The following is a 22,934-nucleotide window of genomic DNA, read 5'->3' as shown; positions in this document are numbered from 1 at the left end:
GCATCTAAAAAAGACTTCCACTCTCTTGAGTGGGAGTTTTTCTTTTCTCGGGCTCGGCATCTACGTGTCGAGAAAAAGAAGCCCTTCCTGACAGAACACGACAGTGCTTCCCATTCCTCGTCAAAGGATTCGACCAAACGATCCGCGAACCCAACAAGGGAGAGGGGTGGCGAGTATGGTCGGGATCGGTGGATTGCTAGCGGAAGTAGCAGAACGGCTGCAAAGAAAAGCACATGTGCGACTGTTGACGACAGGATGGGAGCGACGGATCGGGATCGTGGAGGTTGATTCTCAACTGCGCTGGCAATTGACGTTCTCGCAGGGACGCGCATTTTGCGGAGAGTGGACCGACGAACAGTCAGCGGATGTGGTCTTGCAGGGGCATGAACGGGAATTGCGCATGCTCCTGGAGGGTGATGAGCTTTTGTATACGAGTGCCAAGCAACATGTCCGGATAGCAGGAGCACTGCGTGATCAGCTAAAACTCGATGCGATCTTGCGACTCACAAGCAAGTGAGAGGAAGACGTTATGGTATAATAGAAAAAAACGAAACATTCGAGGAGGAACGGTCTATGTCCACGACTTTTTCTTTGAAGCAAACCGTGACCGAACGTGAATCATCTATTGCCGAAACATTCGGTCATTTGCATGCGAATCCGGAAATTAGCTGGAAGGAAGTGCAGACGACACGCTATTTGGTGGAGCGGATGCGCGCTCTCGGCCTGCGTGTCACGACCTTTGAAGATTGTACTGGCTTGGTGGCAGAATGGGGAGAAGGAAAGCCAGTGGTGGGACTGCGTACGGATATCGACGCCCTCTGGCAGGAAGTGGACGGAGAATGGAGAGCGAACCATTCGTGCGGACACGATGCACATATGACGTTGATTGTCGAAGCGGTGGAGTCATTGATCGCTTCGGGCTATCAACCTCCTGGAACGGTAAAAATCTTGTTTCAGCCGGCAGAGGAAAAAGGGACGGGCGCACTGAAGCTCGTGGAAAAAGGCGTCGTAGACGACATCGACTATTTGTATGGGGTGCATCTTCGTCCCATTCAGGAAATGAAGGGCGGCTTGGCGGGTCCTGCTATTTACAACGGAGCGGCGATGTTTTTGTACGGCGAAATTACTGGGGTGTCCGCGCATGGTGCACGACCTCATCTGGGCATCAATGCGATCGAGGCAGCGAGTGCCATCATCACGGGAATCGGACAAGTACATACAGACCCTACTGTTCCTGCTACGGTCAAAATGACCATGCTCCAGGCAGGCGGGGAGAGCTACAATATTATTCCGGATAAAGCGCGTTTCGCACTTGACTTGCGCGCACAAACGAATCAAGCGATGGATGACCTGATTGCTCGTGTACGCCAGGTGATTGATGGGGTAGCCGTCACCTTTCAGGCAACGATCGACGTGCAGGCAGGCTCCCGAATGGTGGCAGCCGAGGTGAGTGACGAGGCAAAGCTTTTGATGGAGCAGGCGATCATCGATGTGCTGGGTGAAGAGAATCTGAGGGCAGCCCCCGTGAGCCCTGGTGCGGAGGATTTCCATTACTACACGGTAGAGCGTCCGCAGATCAAAGCTACGATGCTAGCACTGGGTTGCGATCTTACGCCAGGCTTGCATCATCCGCACATGCAATTTGATCAGAAGGCGTTGGTCAAGGGCGTCGAAATTTTAGCGAACGTCGTCGTCAGGACGTTTGAACAGCTCAAGTGATCGAGCCAAACCATGAAAAGAAGGAAGCCTGTACCTGAGGGGTACTAGGCTTCTTTTGTGGTATGTTTTGCGTTAGTTAACTAGATCGTGAAAAGGTGGTGTACGTTTATGAACAGAGTGACGCAGATGTTTGCCTTTTCCAAACGAAATCCTGATTTGCCTCTCATGGGGGCTGCTTACGCCACGACACAACCCGAGATCATGCCTTTCGCATACGGATTTCCCGCACCGCAGGCGTTTCCGGTAGAAGCCTTTCAGGAAGCGGCTCATTCTGCCTTGCTGCTAGAGGGGACAAGAGCTCTGCAATACACAGGGGGGCCTGGTCAAAAGCAGGTTGTCTCATGGATCATTGAGCGCACCCCCCTTCGTGGCATGGAGGCTGGACTTCATCAAATCCTCGTGACGACAGGTTCGATGCAAGCGATTGATATGGCCACGCGGGTTTTGACAGATGAAGGAGATGATGTCTGGGTAGAGTCTCCTTCGTTTTTCGGGACGATTCGTTCGTTCATTACAAATGGACTGAATATTCGTTCGTTTCCGATTGACGATGAGGGACTCTGTGTAGAGGAGCTCGAGGCAGCCTTGCAGGATGCGAAAAGACTTGGTGAGAAATTGCCCAAGCTCCTTTACGTCATGCCGCACTACCAGAATCCCTCGGGTATCACACTCTCTGTAGAACGGCGCAAGAAGTTGGCTGAACTGGCTCTTCACTACGATTTTTATATTCTCGAGGACGATGCCTACGTCGAACTCAACTTCTCCGGTGACTACATACCTTCGATTTATTCGTTTGCACCTGAGCGGGTCGTCTACATCAGTACATTCTCCAAGATTCTGGCTCCTGGTATTCGATTGGGCTGGGCCATTGCAGATAGCGAAGTCATCGAAAGAATGAAATTGTTCAAGCCAGACGGACTGACCAGCGTATTCGTCCAGGAGGTCGTCGGTCAGATGCTGCAAAAGATGGACTTTTCCGCTCATATCAAGCGCCTGAATGAGATGTACCGTGTGCGCAGAGATGTCATGATCGCAGAGCTCCGACGGGTCTTTGGGGATGGGATCACCTTTCAAGTTCCGGACGGGGGCTTCTTTCTCTGGGTTCGTTTTCCCGAGGGGGTGAATACCACTGATATGCTGACACATGCGCTTGAGTGTGGGGTAAGCTTTTTGGATGGACAAAACTTTTATCTTACCGGAATAGATGGAACACGTTATGCGCGGTTATGTTACACCTATTGCGATGAAGCCTCGATCATAAAGGGTGTGGCGGCATTACACGAAGCCTCGATCAGGTGTCGATGTCCTCAATAGTTGGGGGATGAGAGCGTGAGGGAGTGATGGAATTGCAGATAGTAAGTGCCCGGTGCCTACATGGTACTGGGCTTCTTCCGTGTATCCAGTAATTCACTGCCAAGCCACAGTCGTACCATGGAAAAGAAACGGAAGGAAGGGGAAACCTAGCGGGGACGGTTATTCACACATTCTCCATAAGAGATTATAAAATTATGTAGCTTATTTGATTAAATGTGATATACTAATTACAAATTGAACGACAATTCGAGGCTAACTCGGGATGAGCGATAAGCGCACACGCTTATAAATTTCTACACGTTAGAAAATCACAATATCACACTATCACAATAATGGATATACATTTGGGAAGGAGATCGTTCACACATGGAGACCAACACAGTTCATAAGCTTACTGACATTCTAGGGGCTGCAAAGGTTTATAACAACTTGCCTGTTGCGAAGCTCGTGGAAATGGCGGTTAAGCGTGGCGAAGGGATTTTGACCGACAAGGGGGCGCTCAATGCGCTAACAGGCAAGTTTACTGGCCGTTCGCCAAAGGACAAATTTGTGGTGGACGAAGCTTCCGTACACGATAAAATCAACTGGGGTCCGGTTAACCAACCAATCTCCTCTGAGAATTTTCTGCGTTTGCAACAAGATGTACTCGAATACCTGCAGGGAAAAGAACTGTTTGTGTTTGACGGTTTTGCCGGTGCGGACACAACTTACCGCTTGCCGATCCGTGTAGTGAACGAATACGCTTGGCACAATCTGTTTGCTCGTCAACTGTTCATCCGTCCTTCTGAAGAAGAACTGGCGAACCACGAAGCAGAGTTCACAGTAGTGTATGCACCAAACTTCAAAGCAAACCCGGCTGTACACGGAACCAATTCCGAAACGTTCATCGTGCTGAGCTTTGAGCACAAAACCGTTTTGATCGGTGGTACAGAATACGCAGGTGAAATGAAGAAATCGATCTTCAGCGTCATGAACTTCATGCTGCCTGAGCGCAACGTGTTGTCCATGCACTGCTCTGCAAACGTGGGCAAAGATGGTGACGTCGCTCTGTTCTTCGGTCTGTCCGGTACAGGGAAAACGACGCTTTCTGCTGACCCGAACCGCTTCCTGATCGGTGACGACGAGCACGGCTGGTCTGACAACGGCGTGTTCAACATCGAAGGCGGATGCTACGCAAAATGCATCAACCTCTCTGCAGAGGGCGAGCCGCAAATCTGGAACGCGATTCAATTCGGTACCGTTCTGGAAAATGTAGATATCGACAGCGAAACACACAAAGCAAACTACGATAGTGCAAAATACACGGAAAACACCCGTGCAGCATACCCGGTTGAAATGATTAACGGCGCTGTAATTCCTGGCGTAGGTGCTCAACCAAACGTGATCGTGTTCCTGACAGCAGACTCTTTCGGGGTATTGCCTCCGATCTCCAAGCTGACAAAAGAACAAGCGATGTACCACTTCCTGTCCGGTTACACAAGCAAAATGGCAGGAACAGAGCGTGGCGTAACTGCTCCGCAAACCGAGTTCTCCACTTGCTTCGGATCCCCGTTCCTGCCGCTGCACCCAGTGGTATATGCGGAAATGCTCGGCAAGAAGATCGATGAGCGCGACGTACAAGTATATCTGGTGAACACTGGTTGGACTGGTGGACCAGTGGGCGTAGGTAGCCGTATGAAGCTGTCCTACACGCGTGCAATGGTTACCGCAGCATTGAACGGCGAGCTGGAGACAGTAGACTACGTGGCAGACGCAACCTTTGGCGTACAAGTGCCAACGACTTGCCCGAACGTACCTGCTGAGGTTCTGCAACCACGCAACACATGGGCAAACAAAGAAGACTACGATAAACAGGCTGCTGATCTGGCTTCCCGTTTCATCGAAAACTTCCAAAAGAAATTCCCGAACGCTGCGGATATCGCACAAGCAGGTCCAAAAGCGTAAAGATATAGGCTTTATGACAGAAAAAACGGTTGGACAATGACGTCTAACCGTTCTTTCTTATGTTCGTAGGATTATTGATCCGCCATTGTTAGGATAATTGGGCAGTGGTCGCTCCCCGTTATGTCTGCATCTATGTGAGCATCCAGCAGGGAGGGGGCAAGTCTTTTTGAGGCGAGGAAATAATCGATACGCCATCCGATATTACGCTCGCGTACATTTGCCATATAAGACCACCATGTATAAGCATCGGTCTGGTCTGGGTAGAAATAACGGAAAGTGTCGAGGAAGCCAGACTCGAGTAGCTGGGTCATTTTGCCCCGCTCTTCCGGAGTGAAGCCGGAGTTGTTGCGGTTGGATTTTGCATTTTTGAGGTCAATCTCCTGATGAGCGACATTGAGATCACCGCACACGATCACTGGCTTTAGCTCGTCCAAATCTAAGAGGTAACGGCGAAACCGATCTTCCCACTCCAGTCGATAATCGAGTCGGGAAAGGTCGCGCTTTGCGTTTGGCGTATAGACATTGACGAGGTAAAAGGAATCAAACTCCAGGGTGATGATCCTTCCTTCGGGCTCGTGATTTTCTTCCAAGCCGTAGCGGACGGACAGGGGCTTGATTTTCGTAAATACGGCGGTACCCGAATAGCCCTTCTTCACTGCATAATTCCAATATTGCTCGTACTCCGCGCCACATTCCGCCGTAAATTGTCCCTCCTGCAGCTTGGTTTCCTGGATGCAGAAAATATCAGCATCTGTTTTGGCGAAGTATTCGTTAAATCCTTTATTCACGCAAGCTCTTATTCCGTTTACATTCCACGATACCATTTTCATTGTCGGCCAGATCTCCTTGCAGCAATTTGGCAGATGCCGTTTCCCTCCATCCTAACACATCTTGAAAGGGTATTACTGTTTGATCATAGAAAATCCCCCTGCAGCCAGACCTCAATCGGATCCTGCTGCAGAGGGAGCTTCATTTGCGTGTGGAGGTGGAAGAGGCTATCTCATTCATGCGGTTGGCGATAGCTTCCACCAAATCAGTGGTCATCTCAGGAACGTAGTTTTTCAGAACGGGGTTGATCACTGGGGCTTTGACTCCCTTTGCTGTGATTTCGATGAAGCCCGTCATCTTCGTGTGCTGTTTGCCTAATTCCTGTGCTTTGAAGTAGCCTTCTCCGGAGAAATTCTCGTTGATGCCCGTCAGGTTAAACTTCACCAAGGTGGGCTCTACCCATTTTGTGATATCTACCTGAAGATGGATTTTTTTCTTCAAGATGCCGATGTCGGTTGTAAAAGTCCAGGTCGATTGACGATCATTGATGATCTCATGGCTGATGTAGCCGGGTACCAGCGGAATCCAGTTCTCCATGACACTCACGAACTCCCAGACCGATTGGATGGGGAGATTCAATTCGATGGTGTGTATCCCTTGAGGCATGGTTACTCATTCCTTTCCCATTGTTGTTTATCTATCCTGATATATGTATGGTCGCGAGTCGCTATATATTTCGGGAAGTTGATGTGGATTATGATAGGAGGGTAGTAATTTCTAAACCTGAAATGGCAATATGGCCGTTTTGGGTTTTTTTCTTTTGTAAAGCAAACGTTTGCAAAATATTGACAAGTATATTTTTCTGAATATAATTTAAATTAGCAAAAAGCAAAGGTTTTAATGATAATTGCAAAGTTGGTGCGAATAATGCAAAGAAAAGTGATGGATGTTGTCGTGGTTGGCGGAGGGATTGTGGGGACAGCCATTTTGCGAAAGCTCTCGTTTTATGACTTGACCGTCGCGCTGGTGGAAAAACAGCCAGATGTATGCGAAGGAGCGAGCAAGGCCAATAGCGGTATTATCCACACCGGCTTTGATGCCAAGCCACAGACGGTGGAAGCGGAATGCTTGAGACTTTCGCGTGAGTTGTGGCCAGATCTGGTCAGCCAATTAAAGATTCCGTACATCTCCTGTGGTGCGGTCATGGTCGCGACAAGTGAGGAAGAAAAGGAAATCATCTTTTCTACCTATGTACCAAATGCACAGGCAAATGGGGTAGAAGTCCACTGGATGGAAGCTGAGGAATTGCGGGAGATGAATCCAGCTGTCTCCGATCAAGCGCTGGGTGGGCTGGTTATTTCGGATGAAGCCATTTGCGATCCATTCTGGGCGACACGGGCAAATGCGGAGCTGGCTGTATTGAATGGCGCAGAGGTCCTACTTGGTGCAGGGGTGGAGCGAATCGAGCAGGAAGTTGATCATTTGCGGCTCGTCCTGGATGATGGTCGGGAAATCTTGACGCGTTACGTAGTAAACGCAGCGGGGCTATGGGCCGACGAGATTGCGAGAATGATCGGTGATGACAGCTTTACGTTGACGCCTCGTAAAGGGCAGTTTCTCTTGACGGAGGAGCAGGTGGACATCACGCAGATCATCCTGCCGGTGCCGACCAAAATCTCCAAAGGAGTGTTGATCTCGCCAGTCGTGTTTGGCGGATTCCTCCTCGGTCCGACTGCAGAAGATCAGGAAGACAAATGGGATCGTTCAACTACATCAGAAGGGCTCACTTTTGTATCGGAGGGCTGTTCCAAGCTCGTCCCACAGACTCGGAATATGTCTACGATTCGCCAGTTTGCCGGCTTGAGAGCAGTCTGTAGTGAAGGCGACTTTGTCATTCGACCTTCCTCGCAAAATCAACGTATGGTGCATGCGGCAGGGATCCGCTCCACGGGAGTGTCAGCATCACCTGGCATCGCAGAGCTCGTCGTGGAAAAGCTGGAGCAGGCAGGCCTGATGCTCGATCCGAAGTCAGATCCCACCCTCGAGCTCCCAGAATTGTTCGGCGAGGCTGATGGAAGCGAAACGGGAGAGATTATTTGTCTCTGTCGCTCGATTTCGAGAGGAGAACTGCTTGGGGCGTTGTCTCGACCCATACGTTGTACGACGGTCGATGGGCTGAAACGACGAACAGGAGCTACCTTGGGAGAATGCCAGGGGAACTGCTGCATTCCGAAAATAATGGACATCCTGGCGGAACAGTCAGCTATGGGTCCAGAGCAGCCGTTAAAAGGATTGCGTCATTCGCACGTAGCGATGAGAGGAGCAAAGTAGATGATGAGGTATGACATCGTAATCATCGGAGCAGGCATATCCGGGTTAACGACGGCGGCTGCTCTTTTTGAAAAAGGCGTGCAGAATGTCCTCGTCGTGGACTATCAACAAGACCGTGGAGGCTTTGCTTCTCCTTTTCATCAGATGGCTTCGTTTTCGCTGGAAAGAGAAATCGTGCAAAAGAGCCATACCCTTCCCTACGATATATGGACACAAGCTACCGTCATTGGGTTTTTTCCAGGGGATGGGGGAGAGGCACATCAAATCTACGTGCAGACTGTGAAGGGTACCAAAACAGTGGAAGCAAAAATAGTGGTCATTGCTTCTGGAGCTTTGGAGAAGCCGAGGGAAGCCCATCGAATCGCGGGCACGCGCCCTGCCGGAGTGATGACTCCATCGATGGTGGCCCAACTACTCAAACGAGGCTTCCTACCGGGTGAGAAGATTACCCTGCTGGATACGGGGCGTATGACAAAAGGGATTGCCGAGCTACTGGCTGACCAGGACGTTGAGCTGTATATGTTCGACTCGGATGAATGGGAAGTCGTCGAAGTAGCGGGGAGAGCTAGACTCGAGGAAGTCCGTCTGCAGCACTGGGCAAATCAAGACAGGCTGAGCCAGCCTTGCGATACGCTGATCTACAGTCGGGGGCGTATCCCGAGTAGCTTTTTTCTGAAGGGAACACCAGTCAAACGGGATGAAACTCATGCCATACTCATCGATGAAAAAGGACGAACGAACGTGGAGCGGGTTTTTGCCACTGGCAGTTGCACCAGCCTCGGCGATGATGAGCATCTGGTTTCGATCGGGTTGGCGCGCAACATGGTGCCTGAACTTCTCAAGAGCGTGAAATAAGAGGAAAGGAGAAAACGTATGCAACTGAGTGATTCGTTTACGATTGCCGCAAATAAACAGGATGTCTGGTCGGTCTTCATGGATGCGGAAAGGCTCGCCACCTGTGTGCCTGGCTGCAAAGAAATCCAGACGGTAAGCCCGACGAAATACGACGCTGTCATGGAAGTAAAGATTCAATTTATGACCATCCAATTCAAGGCGACGGGAGAATTGAAGGAAGCCGTGGAGGGGGAGGAGCTGAATGTCGAGATGATCGGTCAGCCATTGGCTCTGGCTGGTTTATTTCGCAATCGTTTGAAGTTACAATTGGTAGAACTGGAACCTCTGTTGACGCAGGTCAAGTATGAAATGGATCTGCAAATGACGGGGCGTCTTGCCTCTCTCGGTGAGATTTTGATGAAGGGAACCGTCAAGAAGTCTGCCGCAGAGTTCGCCCAGAGCGTCCAGGGACTATTTGTAGCCTAATAAAGGTGGTATCTGTTATCCATGTTGCAAGAGAAACGGCTGGAGACAATCCTGGAACAACTAAAAGAGAATCGAACAGCTCGTATCGCTGATCTGTCCAAGAAGCTGGGGGTCACACGCGAGACGATCCGTAAAGATTTGTATGACCTGGAAAAGCAGGGGCTCATCAAGAAAGTGCACGGTGGAGCCATTTTGGCCAAAACCAATCTGGAGCCGACGTATGCGAATCGCAGTGGATCCAATGTCAGGGAAAAAGAAGCGATTGCCAGACGTGCGGCGCAGCTTGTAGAGGATGGCGAGGCTATTTACATTGATTTGGGGACAACAACGCAGCTTTTTGCCAAGTATTTGGATCAAAAGAAAGGAATCACCGTGATCACCAACGCTCTGCTCGTGGCACTTGAGCTGGCCAATCACCCGAGCTGCAAAGTCATTCTCAGCGGTGGAGAGCTCCGTAGTGGCGATCTGTCTCTATCCGGGCCCGTTTCTCGTAAAAGCGTGGAGGACTTTTTTGTAGACAAGGCATTTATTGGTGTGGGTGGATTGGCATTGTCGAGCGGTTTTACCGATTACCATGTCGGAGAGTCGGAAATACGCCGTCTGATGATGAAAAAGGCAAAAGAAACGTATGCGCTGATTGATTATTCCAAATTCGATGTAACCGCATTTACCAAAGTTGCTGGTATCGATGAAATAGACGTAGTGATTACGGATGCACAAGCTCCCCAGTCGATTGTCCATCAGCTAGAAGAGAATGGCGTTGAAGTAATCGTAGTAGAAATAGAAGAAGCTTAAAAAGCCACTTGGTTAGCGGTCACGTCCACATTAATGGAAAACGTCCAGACGTTTTTCACAGAAAAAGGGGAATGAACCGTGAGTAATGATCAGGTAAAGCGAAGCGATTCCAATGACATGAGGACTTTTCACTACAAGCAAGAGCTGAAGCGGACGCTGAAATTGTTTAGTTCTTTTGCCGTTGCCTTTTCGTTTATTTCGATCACAACAGGGATCTTCACCAATTATGGATTTGTGTTGTCCACATCGGGTCCAGCGGGGATCTGGACTTGGCCCATTGTGGCGATCGGACATTTAATCGTGGCCATCATCTTTGCTGAACTGGCAGGGCGTATTCCTCTCAGTGGCTACTCGTACCAATGGGTTTCTCGTCTGGCGAATCGAGGGATGGGGTGGTTTGCTGGATGGGTCGCCTTTTGCTTTCTCGTGCTCGTCGTGCCGACCGTGGATTATGGGATGGCACCGATCATTGCGCAGCTGCTTGGAATGGAAATCAGCTCGTCGGTACTTGCCTGGATCGTGATAATAACTTTAATCGTTCAAGCATTTATCAATATTTATGGGGTCAAATTGGCTACGAAAATCAACGACACGGCTGTTTATACGGAAGTCATCGGCATGGTGGGCATTATTCTCTTTTTGGGCGCAGTCATTCTGTTTGGCAAGGCTGACTGGAGCATGCTTGCCAACACCGGTCTTTCTGCTGCCGGTTCGGATGGCTCTTATCTCGGTTCGTTCATACTAGCTGCGCTGATGGGTGCCTTTACGCTCGTTGGCTTTGAAGCAGCAGCCAATCTGTCGGAAGAAACGATTGACGCAAAGACGAATGTACCCAAGGCGATGATCTTGTCCGTTGCTCTATCCGGCGGGATCGGCACGATATTTCTGATTATTCTGTCTGCATCCATAACGGATTTGGCAGCGGTTGTTCATTCCGCAAACCCGATCCCTTACATTTTGACGGAGCGCTTTGGCAATATTGGCGCGAATGTATTTCTCGTTCTTTGCATTATTTCGATTTTTGCATGTGGATTGATTATTATGGCCTCAGCATCCCGCCTGATCTATGCACTCTCCCGCGATAATGTGTTCTTTGCTCCTCGCGTATTTAAGAAGGTCTCCACGAAAACATCTGTACCGGCAAATGCCATTGTGCTGGTGCTTGTATTAGGGATCATCGCAGTCATTTTCTCCGATTCTCTGACCATGCTAGTGGGAGCTACTGCCGTACTACCCGCCGTACTCTACCTGATTACGATTTTGGCTTATGCGTTAAAGATCAAGGATCTGCCCGCGACGGATGGCTTTGATTTAGGAAAATGGCGGACACCACTCACGATCATTGCCATTATCTGGCTCGTATTTGAAATCGGCATCCTGACTGTCCCAGCGGATTTTCATAATGTAGCGATCGTTGCGATCGTTTTGATGATCGTCGGGGCGCTCGTTTATTTCATCGGCTTCCGAAAGGGCATAGCAGAAGGAAGAATTGGTATCCAAAAAGACGAGTCCGGAGATTCTCATTATCACATCGGATAGAACGTAGCAAAAGAGGTGGCGTTATACGATGGCAGAGCAACCATATATTCTTTCGATTGATCAAGGAACGACAGGTACCAAGGCATTACTTGTTGATCAGGACGGCAATATCAGGGCGGAGAGCTATCAAAAGCACACGCAATATTACCCGCATTCGGGTTGGGCAGAGCATGATCCGACGGAAATATGGCAAATGGTACTCGCTGCGGTTGCCGACATTTTGGAAAAAGCCAACATCGCTCCGCATCAGGTCCATGCAGTCGGCTTGGCCAATCAGGGTGAGACCGTAATGGCATGGGATGTGACTGACAGCTCTCCGCTATACCCTGCGATTGTCTGGTCGTGCCGACGCTCGATTGCTATTGCGGATCAGTGGAATGCAGATCATGATTGGCGACAACGGGTCAAAGAAAAGACGGGTTTGCGCATTGATCCTTACTTTTCGGCGACCAAGGTCAAATGGTTGATGGAAGAAGTGCCTGAGGTCAACGCAAAGCTGGAGGAAGGCTGCGGTCGTTTTGGAACACTGGACACGTGGATGATCTGGAACATGACGGGCAAAAAGCAGTTTGTCACGGATGCTTCGACGGCTGCCAGAACGCTGTTGTTTAACATCCAGCAGGGAGAGTGGGACGAGGAAATCCTCCAATACTTGGGGATCAAAAAGGAATGGCTCGCGCAAGTTGTCCCGTCTGTCGGGGAGCTAGGTGTGACTTGTCCAGATCATTTTCTCGGTATTCAGGCGCCGATCCGTGTGAGTATGGTGGATCAACCTGCTGCGCTATACGGTCATTTGTGTGTCGAGCCGGGCATGTCAAAGTGCACGTATGGAACCGGGTGCTTCGCCTATCTAAACGTAGGGACGCAACCATTGACTGATCATACAGATACGCTGTTGTCCACGATTGTCTGGCAGCGGGAAGACGCGTATACCTATGCCTTGGACGGAGCGATTTACTCGGCTGGTTCCGCGATTGAGTGGGGGATGAATGGATTAGGCTTGTACGACAGTATCGAACAGCTGCAGGAATGGTCCAAGCAGTGGGAGCTTTGTCTAAACGGTGGAGCCGTGGAAAAGGAACTGGATAACGAAATATTGTTCATCCCTGCCCTGAGCGGTCTAGGAGCACCGTACTGGAGCTCCGATACGCGAGGGATGTTCGTAGGGATGTCTCACGATACGACGAAACAAGATTTGGCACGTGCCATTCTGGAGGGCATTGCCCACCGAATTGCCGATGTACTGGAAGCCATGCAGCTTGTCTCGGGGCAGCAACTAAAATCGCTGCGAGTAGATGGAGGCCCAACGCGGAACCCTTATTTGATGCAGGTTCAGGCAAATATTTTAGGGATTCCAGTGGAAGCACCCAAACAGGCTGAGACTACAGCGATGGGCGTAGCCTATCTGCAGGGAGAATCGCTGGGATGGTGGACGCAGGAACAACTGCAAAAGAAAATCCTGATCTCCAGGCGATACGAGCCACAGTTGTCTCATGAGCGAGTACAGCTCAAGCGAAGGCGATGGAAAAAAGCCATTCAGCTGTTGCAAGACTTTCAATAATTAAAGGGAGGTGTCTCGTTTCGCGGTTATCCGCATCGAGGCACTTCTTTTTTCCATGTCGCTGAATTTTCACAAGCAGGCTGCCAAATGGTACCAATTCCGGCTTTTGATGAAGTTCGCACTAGCGAAAATAGGATGATGAAATTCTTGCGCGCTATATACTTGGCTGCGTGGGTATTTCCTGAAGAGCGTAAGGGTAAGATGTTCCAGTAGCAGGCGGATAAGGCGATTGTCAGTCGCCAAAAACCGACTTTCTAAATATAATGATTTAAAAATTACAGATATGTTTCATTCCTTGATTTATAATTATTCTTATTATAAGATGGGTATTGAGAATGGATTGAGAATTAACCAACTCACTTCTGACGTTTATGGAGGGAATTCAGATGACAGCAGTACCGCATTTGCAAATAAAAAACCTTCGCGCCAAGATCGAGGATAAAGAAATCCTCAAAGGCATGAACTTGGAAATCAAGGGCGGCGAAGTCCATGCAATCATGGGCCCGAACGGAACTGGTAAATCAACTTTGGCTTCTACTCTGATGGGTCACCCGAAATATGAGGTAACCGCAGGCGAAGTAATCATCAACGGTGAGGATCTGCTGGACATGGCAGTCGACGAGCGTGCACGCGCTGGTCTGTTCTTGGCGATGCAATATCCGTCCGAAATCAGTGGCGTTACCAACTCCGACTTCCTGCGTTCCGCAATCAACGCTCGTCGTGGTGAAGGAAACGAAATTTCCCTGATGAAGTTCATTCGCGAAATGGACAAGAAAATGAGCACGCTGGAAATGGACGAATCCTTCTCTCATCGTTATCTGAATGAAGGCTTCTCCGGTGGGGAGAAAAAGCGCAACGAGATTCTGCAAATGATGCTCATCGAACCTACTTTCTGTATTCTTGATGAGATCGACTCTGGTCTCGATATTGACGCATTGAAAGTAGTAGCGAACGGCGTGAACGAAATGCGCTCTGCTGATCGCGGATTTTTGATCATCACTCACTACCAGCGTTTGCTGAACTATGTGAAGCCTGACTTCGTACACGTCATGATGCAGGGTCGTATCGTGAAGTCCGGTGGTCCAGAACTGGCTGAACGTCTCGAGGCAGAAGGCTACGATTGGATCAAGGAAGAGCTCGGCATCGAGGATGAAACCGTAAACGCCAACGTGTAGGAAGAAGGAGGCAGCAGTGAAATGAGTGTGGATGTACAGCTCCGCTTCGACTCTGAAGCGATCACCGAGTACTCCAAAGCCAATCAGGAGCCTGCCTGGTTCCTGGAAAAGCGTCTCGCCGGCTTAAAAGCGGCGGGAGAGCTGAAACTGCCCGCTTTGGAGAAAACGAAAATTGATAAATGGAATACGACTGAGTTTGATCCGTTCCAAACTGCAGCTACTGTGGCGACAGCAAACGAACTGAGCGAACTGGTCAAAGCGCAAATCGACGTCGACAGCGTGAAAAACCTGTTGGTGCAAAAGAATGCCTCTTCTGTTTTTGAAGCTGTTTCCGACGAACTGAAGAGCAAAGGCGTCATTTTCACTACGCTCGCAAAAGCTCTGGTAGAGCACAGCGATCTGGTGCAAAAATACTTATGGAATGTCGTAGCTTACGACGAACACAAGCTGACCGCTTTGCACACAGCAGTAGTAAATGGCGGCGTGTTCCTCTACGTACCGAAAAACGTGGAAGTAGAAGTGCCATTGCAAGTTGTCTTTGAAGTAGCAGGCGACCACGCACTCCTTTCCCCACACGTTCTGATCGTAGCAGAAGCGAACAGCAAAGTGATTTACGTGGATACATTCGTGTCTGGAGAAGGTACGAGTATGGTAGCAAACAGCATCGTGGAAGTATACGTTGGAGCAGGTGCATCTGTACAAGTAGCGTCCGTACGTTCCCTGTCCACAGATGTACACGACTACAGCTTCCGTCGCGCGACCGTAGATCGTGACGGGAAAATGGAATGGATTCTGGGTGAAATGAACGACGGAAACACGGTTGCGAACAACACCACGATCCTCAAAGGTACCGGCTCCACTGCCGAAACCAAATCCATTTCTGTAGGTACGGGTTCCCAACGCCAAAACCTGACTTCCCAAGTACAGCACATCGGTACTCATTCCGAGTCTGACATGGTCAGCAAGGCCGTTATGACTGGAGAATCCGTGAGCATTTTGAACGGGATTACCAAAATCGAAAAAGGCGCTGAAAAAGCAAACGGCGTACAGGCGGAGAACATCCTGATGCTGAGCGAAAAATCTCGTGGAGACGCCAACCCGATTCTTTTGATCGATGAGGACGACGTCAAAGCAGGTCACGCAGCTTCCGTAGGACGTTTCAGCGAAGAGTCTCTCTACTACCTGATGTCGCGCGGTATTACCCGCCAAAATGCGGAACGTCTGATCATTCTGGGCTTCCTCGATCCGGTAGTAGCTGAGATCCCGGTAGAAGAAGTGAGAAACAGGCTCCGCCAAGCGCTCGAAAGGAAGTTGGGCTAATGAACGCCAAGGAGCTTCGGCAATATTTTCCCATCCTGCACCAAGAGATCAACGAGCATCCACTTGTGTATCTCGATAATGGAGCGACCTCGCAAAAGCCGATTCAGGTAATCGAGGCGATGGATAAATACTACAAGGCATTCAACTCCAACGTGCACCGCGGCGTGCACACCTTGGGCAACATGGCGACAGACGCTTACGAGGGAGCGCGCGAGAAGGTTCGCGCGTTCATCAACGCTCGTGAAGCAGCCGAGGTGGTATTTACCCGCGGAACGACGTCGGCGATTAATACCGTAGCGTACGGTTATGCTCGCGCGGTTCTAAAGCCTGGAGATGAGATTGTGACCACAGTTGTGGAGCACCATGCCAATTTCATTCCATGGCAGCAAGCAGCCAAAGCGACCGGAGCTACCTTTAAGTTCATTCCCCTGGCAGAGGACGGTACCGTCACGCTGGAGGCAGTGAGAGCAACAGTCACAGACAACACCAAACTCGTCGCGATCCACCATATTTCCAACGTGTTGGGGGATACTACTCCGATCAAGGAAATTGCCAAGATCGCACATGAGCATGGTGCCCTTTTACTGGTTGATGGGGCGCAGGGAGCTCCACACAAAAAAATCGACGTCCAAGATTTGGATTGCGATTTTTACGCGTTTTCCGCCCACAAGATGGCAGGTCCGACAGGTGTCGGCGTCCTCTACGGCAAGCGTGAAGTGTTGGAGAGCGTCGAGCCGATGGAATTCGGCGGTGAAATGATCGACTTCGTGGAGTTGTACGATTCTACGTGGAAAGAGCTGCCTTGGAAGTTTGAAGGCGGGACTCCGATCATTGCAGGCGCGATCGGCCTTGGAGCCGCCATCGACTTTTTGGAAGAGATCGGCATGGAAAACATCGAGCGTCATGAAAAGCACCTCGTGAAATATGCGATGGAGCAAATGCGCGAGATCGATGGCTTAACGATTTACGGCCCGCAGCAGGACCGCAGCAGTTTAATAACATTCAATCTGGATACGGTACATCCGCATGACCTGGCTACGGTTCTCGACAGCTATGGAATCGCAGTCCGTGCCGGTCATCACTGCGCGCAGCCGCTGATGCGTTGGTTGAATTGCACGGCTACCGCACGGGCAAGCTTCTACCTGTACAATACAGAAGAAGAAGTAGATGTACTGGTAGCAGGATTGAAGAAGACGAAGGAGTATTTCGGCAATGTCTTCTCTTGATGATTTATACCGCCGCGTCATTATGGATCACTACCAGAAACCGCGCAACCGCGGGAAGCTGGAAGAATCCGACGGACTCATTGTGAATCTGAATAACCCGACCTGTGGCGACAGCATCTCTCTCTCCTTGAAAGTGGAAGAGGGTAAAGTGGTGGACGCGAAGTTCATGGGCGAAGGCTGCTCGATCAGCATGTCCTCCGCTTCGATGATGACGGATGCCGTCAAGGGCAAGCCAGTGGATGAAGCACTCGAGCTAGCCCACAAGTTTTCGGATTTGATGCAAGGCAAGGAGATCGATGATTCGATCGATCTGGGCGATATCGAGGCACTGTCGGGTGTCGCCAAGTTCCCTGCCCGCATCAAATGCGCTACGCTGGCTTGGAAGGCACTGGAGCAAGGCATCAAACAGGCCGAGCAGGAATAGCAATCAGCATATGAAAATAAAGGAGTGAGCAACGATGGCTAAAAAAGCCCCTGAAATACAGGATTACCAATACGGTTTTCACGATAAGGACGTTTCTGTATTCCGTACGAAAAAGGGTCTGACACGTGAAATCGTCGAAGAAATTTCGCGCATCAAGGACGAGCCAGAATGGATGCTGGAGTTTCGTTTGAAAGCTCTGGACATCTTCAACAGCATCCCAATGCCTAAATGGGGCGGCGATCTGGATTCCCTCGACTTTGACAGCATCACGTACTATGTGAAGCCGTCCGAAAAACAAGGTCGCAGCTGGGATGAAGTACCAGAAGAAATCAAAGCGACTTTTGACAAGCTGGGGATTCCTGAGGCGGAGCAAAAGTTCCTCGCAGGTGTATCTGCTCAGTACGAGTCCGAAGTTGTATATCACAACATGCAGGAAGACCTCGAAAAATTGGGCGTTCTCTTCTGTGATATGGATTCCGCAGTAAAACTGTACCCAGACATCGTGAAGGAATACTTCGCGACCGTCATTCCTACGGCAGATAACAAATTCTCTGCCCTGAACTCGGCAGTATGGTCCGGTGGTTCTTTCATTTACGTACCAAAAGGCGTAAAAGTAGAGACTCCACTGCAAGCCTACTTCCGCATCAACTCGGAGAACATGGGTCAATTTGAGCGTACCCTGATCATCGCGGATGAAGATTCCTTCGTTCACTATGTAGAAGGCTGTACAGCTCCGATCTACAGCACGGACTCCTTGCACTCCGCTGTTGTAGAAATCATCGTGAAAGAACGCGCTCGCTGCCGTTATACCACGATCCAAAACTGGTCCAACAACGTATACAACCTCGTTACCAAACGTGCCGTTGCTTACGCGGATGCGAACATGGAATGGATCGACGGGAACATCGGTTCCAAGCTGACGATGAAATATCCAGCCGTTATCATGAAAGGCCCACGCGCGAAAGGTACGGTTCTTTCCATCGCAGTAGCAGGAAAAGGACAACACCAAGACGCAGGCGCCAAAATGATTCACTTGGCTCCGGATTGCACGTCTACCATCATTTCCAAATCCATCTCCCGTGATGGCGGAAAAGTAACCTATCGCGGCCTGTCGCAGTTTGGACGCAAGTCGGAAGGCTCCAAGTCCAACATCAAATGCGATACGCTGATTCTGGATAAACTGTCCACGTCCGACACGATCCCGTACAACGAGATCATGAACGACAACATCACGCTCGAGCATGAAGCGACTGTATCCAAAGTATCCGAGGATCAACTGTTCTACCTGATGAGCCGCGGATTGTCTGAAGCAGAAGCTACTGAGATGATCGTTATGGGCTTCATCGAGCCGTTCACAAAAGAACTGCCAATGGAGTACGCGGTAGAGATGAACCGTCTGATCAAGTTCGAGATGGAAGGTTCTATCGGGTAAGCCTTTCCGTTACCTTAGTAGTAATAGGTAAATACGCGTCTGTAGTGACTGTAAGGCTCTCGAGTCTTAGTCACACAGACGCGTATTTTTTGTTGTTACAGGTACCCTTTTTCTCGCATGCTTCTTCCAGCAGCGAGAGCAATCTCTGCATGCCCTTTTGTATAACCATTGCCGATCAACATGCGCACATCTTTACCAGCACCTTCCGCGCCCAACGCTGCTGCAGTGAAGCTGGTTGCCATACTGAAAAAGTAAACCGTTCCGTTGTCTTTCGTACACAAGATCGAGCTCATTTCTGTACCAGGGACGTCTACGCAATTAATCGTCAAATCAGCGAGGGCGCCATCGGTGGCTACCTGAACTTTATGCAAAATCGCAAGCGTCTGGCGAGCATCCCCTACCAAGATCACGTCTGCCAGTTGAGAGCGAGCAATCCGCTCATAATCCCTTTCATCATATGCCAAGGCGATCACTTTTCCAGTGACGCCTACACGTTTCTTCGCTTCATAGAGACAGAGCAAGCCAGATTTTCCGCCAGCACCGATAATCAGCACGGTATCACCAGCTTGGACAAGCTTGGCAGTTTGGGCCGGTGCTCCAGCTACATCCAGAATAGAGAGAGCAAAATCCTGTGGTAAGTCGGCAGGGAGTACAGCAAATAGGCCGCTTTCAAAGAGTATAGCTTGACCAGTGACACGTACCTGGCAAGTGCTCAAATTAATAGAGTGAATTTGTTCCAAGTTCAATGGAGTCAAAGAGAGTGAAACAAGAGTAGCGATTTTGCTACCAACTGCCACATTCCCCGTCCATCCTTCTCCGACCTCCCTAACCGTTCCGATTAACATCCCTCCTGAGCCTGTCACGGGGTTGTGCTGTTTTCCCCGGTCCCGGACGGTTTGTATAATCAACTCTGCGATGCCATCCTCCGTTCTAGCTTGCTCGCGCATTTGCCGAAAGCTGGCTGCATCAATATTTAACATCTCGACGTCAATCAACAATTCATTAGGATAGATAGGCAGCGAATGCTCTAGCTTCCAAGCAGCTTGTGGCAGAACACCTACCGGCTCTAAAACTCTATGACTCCCATAAGGGCATCCCATTTTCAATTTACATGCCTCCTCATTCTCTTTTTAGTGGGAAAATTGCAATTTGTGTGCCATATTAATAGTTAATCATAGTGTACATTATTTAGAGAGGAGTGAAAGCGTTGCACAAGTGGGACTGGGAGAAAATCATGGACACTTTTCATAATGATATTACGATTGTAGACAAAAATGGGGTCATCGTTTATATAAATGGTGCTTTGGAAGAGGTCTATTCGGTTTCCAAGTCGTATCTGCTCGGAAAAACGGTAGACGAAATGGAGAAGGGGCGAATTTTTTTCCCTTCGGCAGCAAAAGCAGTCTTTCGCTCGGGGAAAAAGGAAACGGTGATACAGGAATCGGGTACAGGAAACAAGGTATTCGTGACGGCCACCCCGTTTTTTGACGAGGCTGGTGAACTGATGTACGTCGTCTGTTGCGCGAATGACATTACAGAATTGCTGCAACTCAGGGAGCATCTGCAAACGGTCGAAAGAGAAATGGAGACCGTAAAAGAAGAGCTGGATAAATTGCGAAACAATCAATCGTTGAACGACATTCCGTGGAGTAGTCAAGGCATGGCTAAGGTGGAGACTACCATCCGCAAAGTGGCGGAAATAGACGTTTCTGTCTTGCTGACAGGAGAATCAGGCGTAGGGAAGACAACCTTTGCACGTCAATTGCACCATTTGAGCTCTCGGAAAGATAAGCCGTTCGTCGAAATTAATTGCGGTAGTATACCGGAAAGCCTGTTGGAATCGGAGCTGTTTGGCTTTGAACCGGGTGCGTTCAGCGGGGCGAGCCTAAAGGGAAAGAAAGGTCTAGTGGAGCAAGCGGAGAAAGGAACATTGTTTCTTGATGAAATTGGTGAATTGCCGATGAAGCTGCAGGTCAAGCTGTTGATGCTCATTCAGGAAAAGACCTTTTATCGCGTAGGAGGAACGACTCCGAAAAAAGTGGATTTTCGCCTCGTTGCCGCTACCAATGTGGAATTACTAGAAAAAGTGAACAGAGGAGAGTTTCGACAAGATTTGTATTTTCGCTTGATCGTGTTCCCCATCAACATTCCGCCGTTACGGGAACGTTCGGAAGATATCTTGAGGATGTTGCTCAATTTTTTGGACCGTTTTAACCAGCTCTATAAAAAGAAGCTTGTCCTGCATCAACGTGCCATCGACAAATTGCTAGCGTATGCGTGGCCGGGAAATGTCCGGGAACTGGAGCATATGGTACAACGACTGGTGTTGACGGTCGATGACGGAATGATTATGGTAGATGATCTACCAGAAAGCATCCTCGGCAAACCACAGCCACCGCTCTCAGAGCAGACGAACCAGACGTTACCGCAAACACTTCAGGAAGTAGAGCGCTTTATGCTCCAGCAAGCTTACCAAGAGTGTAAAAGCACAACAGAGATGGCCAAGGTTCTGGGGATCAGCCAACCGAGTGTGGTGAGGAAGCTGAAGCAGTACAAACATCTATTTGAAAGTAAATAACACCTATCCAGAAGTAAATAGGTCGTGTGAATGCCTGAAAACAAAGAGAATATCTCGATTTTTCCGCAGCTGCCTTATCCAAAAGTGAATAAGCGACGCTTGACTCCATGCGGTTTTTCTCTCCCGAATGATTGGCATACTTTGTGCCTGTATAAGAGGGCATCATCTCATTTCCATTGGAGGAAATGAAAAGAAGGAGAACTGCCTGTGAAAGCACTCATTCGCATTCGTATCAGCGCACATGACAGCCATTATGGGGGCAATCTAGTGGATGGAGCAAAAATGCTGCAATTGTTTGGAGATGTGGCAACGGAATTGTTGATCCGCTCTGATGGGGACGAAGGGCTTTTTGTAGCTTATGATAACGTTGAATTTGTCGGACCGGTTTACGCAGGAGATTATATCGAAGCGATTGGCGAAATCCAAAAAGTAGGGAACACCTCCCGGAATATGACCTTCGCCGCTTATAAAGTCATCCAAGCCCGTCCTGATTTGAACGATTCAGCTGCTGAGGTACTAGAAGTGCCACAGCTGGTTTGCAAAGCCTCTGGGACTTGCGTCGTGCCAAAGGGAAAGCAGCGACTGAAGCAGGAAGCACAAGGAGGGCAATAATGTGGAAAAGCTGATCATCACGGCGGCCCTGACTGGTGCGGAAACGACCAAGGAACAGCAACCGAATCTTCCTGTCACACCGGATGAAATTGCCCAGGCGGCATACGAGTGTTATCAAGCGGGTGCTTCGATCGTACACATCCATGCGCGAGATAAACAAGGAGCAGCGACGCAAGATATAGAGGTTTATCGAGAGATTTTTTCCAAAATTGCAAAAAAATGCGACGTGATTATCCAGCCATCGACTGGTGGTGGAACGTGGCACACGTTAGAAGAAAGATTGCAGCCTGTGTACCTCAAGCCAGAGATGGCTACTCTCACAACGGGCACCTGCAACTTTGGCGGCGATGTATTCATGAATACACGCGAGTATATCGAGAAGTACGCGGAGGAAATGACACGCTTGCAGGTCAAACCGGAATTTGAAATTTTTGAGCGAGGTATGATCGCAAACGCCCTGGACTTACTGAGAAAAGGCTTGGTTACCGAGCCACTTCATTTTGACTTCGTAATGGGTGTATCAGGGGCGATTACCGCAGAGCCACGTGATTTAGTCTATCTGGTGGAAAGCATTCCTGAAAAATCAACGTGGACCGTTGCGGGCATCGGTCGCCATCAGCTCCCGCTAGCGTTACTCGCGATAGCGATGGGTGGGCACGTCAGAGTAGGCTTTGAGGATAATATCTACTATTCAAAAGGTGTTTTGGCTTCGAGTAATGCTCAACTGGTCGAAAGGATCGCGAATATCGCCAAAGAGTGCGGGCGAGAAATTGCTACGCCAGAGGAAGCCAGGCGAATTCTAGGGCTCAACGTCAAATGAGCAAATAAAGTTTGCCACTATCTCAGTTCTGCCATCAATCAAAACGATCCGGGAGG

Annotated in this window: 21 protein-coding genes; 18 read left to right on the top strand and 3 right to left on the bottom strand. The window is 49.6% G+C overall.

The genetic code is table 11. The features are described from left to right. Window positions 1-175 precede the first annotated feature (175 nt). The 4 genes from AN963_RS14410 (at window position 176) to pckA (ending at window position 4,977) form a co-directional block, all read left to right on the top strand. Window positions 176-517 (top strand): hypothetical protein, encoded by a 342-nt coding sequence (locus AN963_RS14410; RefSeq protein WP_055745249.1) that lies wholly within the window; start codon window positions 176-178, stop codon window positions 515-517. Window positions 518-573: 56 nt separating this feature from the next. Continuing rightward, window positions 574-1,719 (top strand): M20 peptidase aminoacylase family protein, encoded by a 1,146-nt coding sequence (locus AN963_RS14405; RefSeq protein ID WP_055745248.1) that lies wholly within the window; start codon window positions 574-576, stop codon window positions 1,717-1,719. Between the two features lie 108 nt (window positions 1,720-1,827). Then, window positions 1,828-3,033, top strand: a complete 1,206-nt coding sequence (locus AN963_RS14400; RefSeq protein ID WP_055745247.1) for an aminotransferase-like domain-containing protein — start codon at window positions 1,828-1,830, stop codon at window positions 3,031-3,033. A gap of 366 nt (window positions 3,034-3,399) precedes the next feature. Then, window positions 3,400-4,977 (top strand): phosphoenolpyruvate carboxykinase (ATP), encoded by a 1,578-nt coding sequence (gene pckA, locus AN963_RS14395; RefSeq protein WP_055745246.1) that lies wholly within the window; start codon window positions 3,400-3,402, stop codon window positions 4,975-4,977. 71 nt (window positions 4,978-5,048) lie between these two features. Here the strand turns inward: pckA and AN963_RS14390 are convergent, their stop codons facing one another. Next, window positions 5,049-5,807: an exodeoxyribonuclease III gene (locus AN963_RS14390; protein WP_055745245.1), complete on the bottom strand. Its 759-nt coding sequence runs from the start codon at window positions 5,805-5,807 to the stop codon at window positions 5,049-5,051. Window positions 5,808-5,946: 139 nt separating this feature from the next. Next, window positions 5,947-6,411 (bottom strand): CoxG family protein, encoded by a 465-nt coding sequence (locus AN963_RS14385; RefSeq protein WP_055745244.1) that lies wholly within the window; start codon window positions 6,409-6,411, stop codon window positions 5,947-5,949. 261 nt (window positions 6,412-6,672) lie between these two features. Between AN963_RS14385 and AN963_RS14380 the strand changes: the two genes are divergently transcribed. The 11 genes from AN963_RS14380 (at window position 6,673) to sufB (ending at window position 18,868) form a co-directional block, all read left to right on the top strand. Then, window positions 6,673-8,076: an NAD(P)/FAD-dependent oxidoreductase gene (locus AN963_RS14380; RefSeq protein WP_055745243.1), complete on the top strand. Its 1,404-nt coding sequence runs from the start codon at window positions 6,673-6,675 to the stop codon at window positions 8,074-8,076. Further along, window positions 8,077-8,931, top strand: coding sequence for an FAD-dependent oxidoreductase (locus AN963_RS14375; protein ID WP_236707989.1), 855 nt, complete (start codon window positions 8,077-8,079; stop codon window positions 8,929-8,931). Window positions 8,932-8,949: 18 nt separating this feature from the next. After that, window positions 8,950-9,396: a CoxG family protein gene (locus AN963_RS14370; RefSeq protein ID WP_055745242.1), complete on the top strand. Its 447-nt coding sequence runs from the start codon at window positions 8,950-8,952 to the stop codon at window positions 9,394-9,396. Window positions 9,397-9,417: 21 nt separating this feature from the next. After that, the gene (locus AN963_RS14365) at window positions 9,418-10,191 is read left to right on the top strand and encodes a DeoR/GlpR family DNA-binding transcription regulator (protein WP_055745241.1); all 774 of its coding nucleotides are present in this window, start codon (window positions 9,418-9,420) and stop codon (window positions 10,189-10,191) included. 78 nt (window positions 10,192-10,269) lie between these two features. After that, window positions 10,270-11,730, top strand: coding sequence for an APC family permease (locus AN963_RS14360; RefSeq protein ID WP_236707988.1), 1,461 nt, complete (start codon window positions 10,270-10,272; stop codon window positions 11,728-11,730). A 28-nt stretch (window positions 11,731-11,758) separates the two neighbouring features. Further along, window positions 11,759-13,291, top strand: a complete 1,533-nt coding sequence (locus AN963_RS14355; protein ID WP_055745240.1) for an FGGY family carbohydrate kinase — start codon at window positions 11,759-11,761, stop codon at window positions 13,289-13,291. A 386-nt stretch (window positions 13,292-13,677) separates the two neighbouring features. Then, on the top strand, window positions 13,678-14,466 hold the full coding sequence (sufC, locus tag AN963_RS14350; protein WP_055745239.1) for a Fe-S cluster assembly ATPase SufC: 789 nt from the start codon (window positions 13,678-13,680) through the stop codon (window positions 14,464-14,466). Window positions 14,467-14,487: 21 nt separating this feature from the next. After that, the gene (gene sufD, locus AN963_RS14345; protein WP_055745238.1) at window positions 14,488-15,786 is read left to right on the top strand and encodes a Fe-S cluster assembly protein SufD; all 1,299 of its coding nucleotides are present in this window, start codon (window positions 14,488-14,490) and stop codon (window positions 15,784-15,786) included. Next, window positions 15,786-17,012 carry a cysteine desulfurase gene (locus AN963_RS14340; RefSeq protein ID WP_055745237.1) on the top strand — a complete coding sequence of 409 codons (1,227 nt, stop codon included), beginning with the start codon at window positions 15,786-15,788 and terminating at the stop codon, window positions 17,010-17,012. The genes sufD and AN963_RS14340 overlap by 1 nt, the downstream gene beginning before the upstream one ends. Next, the gene (sufU, locus tag AN963_RS14335; protein ID WP_055745236.1) at window positions 16,999-17,436 is read left to right on the top strand and encodes a Fe-S cluster assembly sulfur transfer protein SufU; all 438 of its coding nucleotides are present in this window, start codon (window positions 16,999-17,001) and stop codon (window positions 17,434-17,436) included. Before AN963_RS14340 ends, sufU begins: the two co-directional genes overlap by 14 nt. Window positions 17,437-17,470: 34 nt before the next feature. Beyond that, window positions 17,471-18,868, top strand: a complete 1,398-nt coding sequence (gene sufB / locus AN963_RS14330; RefSeq protein WP_055745235.1) for a Fe-S cluster assembly protein SufB — start codon at window positions 17,471-17,473, stop codon at window positions 18,866-18,868. Window positions 18,869-18,963: 95 nt separating this feature from the next. On the opposite strand, the gene kdd is transcribed toward sufB, so the two are convergent. Then, the gene (gene kdd, locus AN963_RS14325) at window positions 18,964-19,968 is read right to left on the bottom strand and encodes an L-erythro-3,5-diaminohexanoate dehydrogenase (RefSeq protein WP_055746314.1); all 1,005 of its coding nucleotides are present in this window, start codon (window positions 19,966-19,968) and stop codon (window positions 18,964-18,966) included. A 134-nt stretch (window positions 19,969-20,102) separates the two neighbouring features. Here kdd and AN963_RS14320 point away from each other — a divergent pair, with 134 nt between their 5' ends. The 3 genes from AN963_RS14320 (at window position 20,103) to kce (ending at window position 22,878) form a co-directional block, all read left to right on the top strand. After that, window positions 20,103-21,446, top strand: coding sequence for a sigma-54 interaction domain-containing protein (locus AN963_RS14320; RefSeq protein WP_152985670.1), 1,344 nt, complete (start codon window positions 20,103-20,105; stop codon window positions 21,444-21,446). Between the two features lie 207 nt (window positions 21,447-21,653). Continuing rightward, a complete protein-coding gene (gene kal, locus AN963_RS14315) occupies window positions 21,654-22,058 on the top strand; it encodes a 3-aminobutyryl-CoA ammonia lyase (protein ID WP_055745233.1) in 405 nt (134 codons plus the stop codon). Between the two features lies 1 nt (window position 22,059). Then, window positions 22,060-22,878, top strand: a complete 819-nt coding sequence (gene kce, locus AN963_RS14310; RefSeq protein ID WP_055745232.1) for a 3-keto-5-aminohexanoate cleavage enzyme — start codon at window positions 22,060-22,062, stop codon at window positions 22,876-22,878. The last annotated feature ends 56 nt before the right edge of the window (window positions 22,879-22,934 follow it).

The sequence above is a fragment of the Brevibacillus choshinensis genome (assembly GCF_001420695.1).
Lineage (GTDB): Bacteria > Bacillota > Bacilli > Brevibacillales > Brevibacillaceae > Brevibacillus > Brevibacillus choshinensis.
Note: the sequence above shows the minus strand (reverse complement) of the source record. Positions and strands in the feature narration are given on the sequence as shown.

What these genes read in the sequence shown, in the direction of transcription:
- AN963_RS14410 (WP_055745249.1), top strand. Translation starts at nt 176, where the DNA reads ATGGTCGGGATCGGTGGATTGCTAGCGGAAGTAGCAGAACGGCTGCAA.
- AN963_RS14405 (WP_055745248.1), top strand. Translation starts at nt 574, where the DNA reads ATGTCCACGACTTTTTCTTTGAAGCAAACCGTGACCGAACGTGAATCA.
- AN963_RS14400 (WP_055745247.1), top strand. Translation starts at nt 1,828, where the DNA reads ATGAACAGAGTGACGCAGATGTTTGCCTTTTCCAAACGAAATCCTGAT.
- pckA (WP_055745246.1), top strand. Translation starts at nt 3,400, where the DNA reads ATGGAGACCAACACAGTTCATAAGCTTACTGACATTCTAGGGGCTGCA.
- AN963_RS14390 (WP_055745245.1), bottom strand. Translation starts at nt 5,807, where the DNA reads ATGAAAATGGTATCGTGGAATGTAAACGGAATAAGAGCTTGCGTGAAT.
- AN963_RS14385 (WP_055745244.1), bottom strand. Translation starts at nt 6,411, where the DNA reads ATGCCTCAAGGGATACACACCATCGAATTGAATCTCCCCATCCAATCG.
- AN963_RS14380 (WP_055745243.1), top strand. Translation starts at nt 6,673, where the DNA reads ATGCAAAGAAAAGTGATGGATGTTGTCGTGGTTGGCGGAGGGATTGTG.
- AN963_RS14375 (WP_236707989.1), top strand. Translation starts at nt 8,077, where the DNA reads ATGATGAGGTATGACATCGTAATCATCGGAGCAGGCATATCCGGGTTA.
- AN963_RS14370 (WP_055745242.1), top strand. Translation starts at nt 8,950, where the DNA reads ATGCAACTGAGTGATTCGTTTACGATTGCCGCAAATAAACAGGATGTC.
- AN963_RS14365 (WP_055745241.1), top strand. Translation starts at nt 9,418, where the DNA reads ATGTTGCAAGAGAAACGGCTGGAGACAATCCTGGAACAACTAAAAGAG.
- AN963_RS14355 (WP_055745240.1), top strand. Translation starts at nt 11,759, where the DNA reads ATGGCAGAGCAACCATATATTCTTTCGATTGATCAAGGAACGACAGGT.
- sufC (WP_055745239.1), top strand. Translation starts at nt 13,678, where the DNA reads ATGACAGCAGTACCGCATTTGCAAATAAAAAACCTTCGCGCCAAGATC.
- sufD (WP_055745238.1), top strand. Translation starts at nt 14,488, where the DNA reads ATGAGTGTGGATGTACAGCTCCGCTTCGACTCTGAAGCGATCACCGAG.
- AN963_RS14340 (WP_055745237.1), top strand. Translation starts at nt 15,786, where the DNA reads ATGAACGCCAAGGAGCTTCGGCAATATTTTCCCATCCTGCACCAAGAG.
- sufU (WP_055745236.1), top strand. Translation starts at nt 16,999, where the DNA reads ATGTCTTCTCTTGATGATTTATACCGCCGCGTCATTATGGATCACTAC.
- sufB (WP_055745235.1), top strand. Translation starts at nt 17,471, where the DNA reads ATGGCTAAAAAAGCCCCTGAAATACAGGATTACCAATACGGTTTTCAC.
- kdd (WP_055746314.1), bottom strand. Translation starts at nt 19,968, where the DNA reads ATGGGATGCCCTTATGGGAGTCATAGAGTTTTAGAGCCGGTAGGTGTT.
- AN963_RS14320 (WP_152985670.1), top strand. Translation starts at nt 20,103, where the DNA reads ATGGACACTTTTCATAATGATATTACGATTGTAGACAAAAATGGGGTC.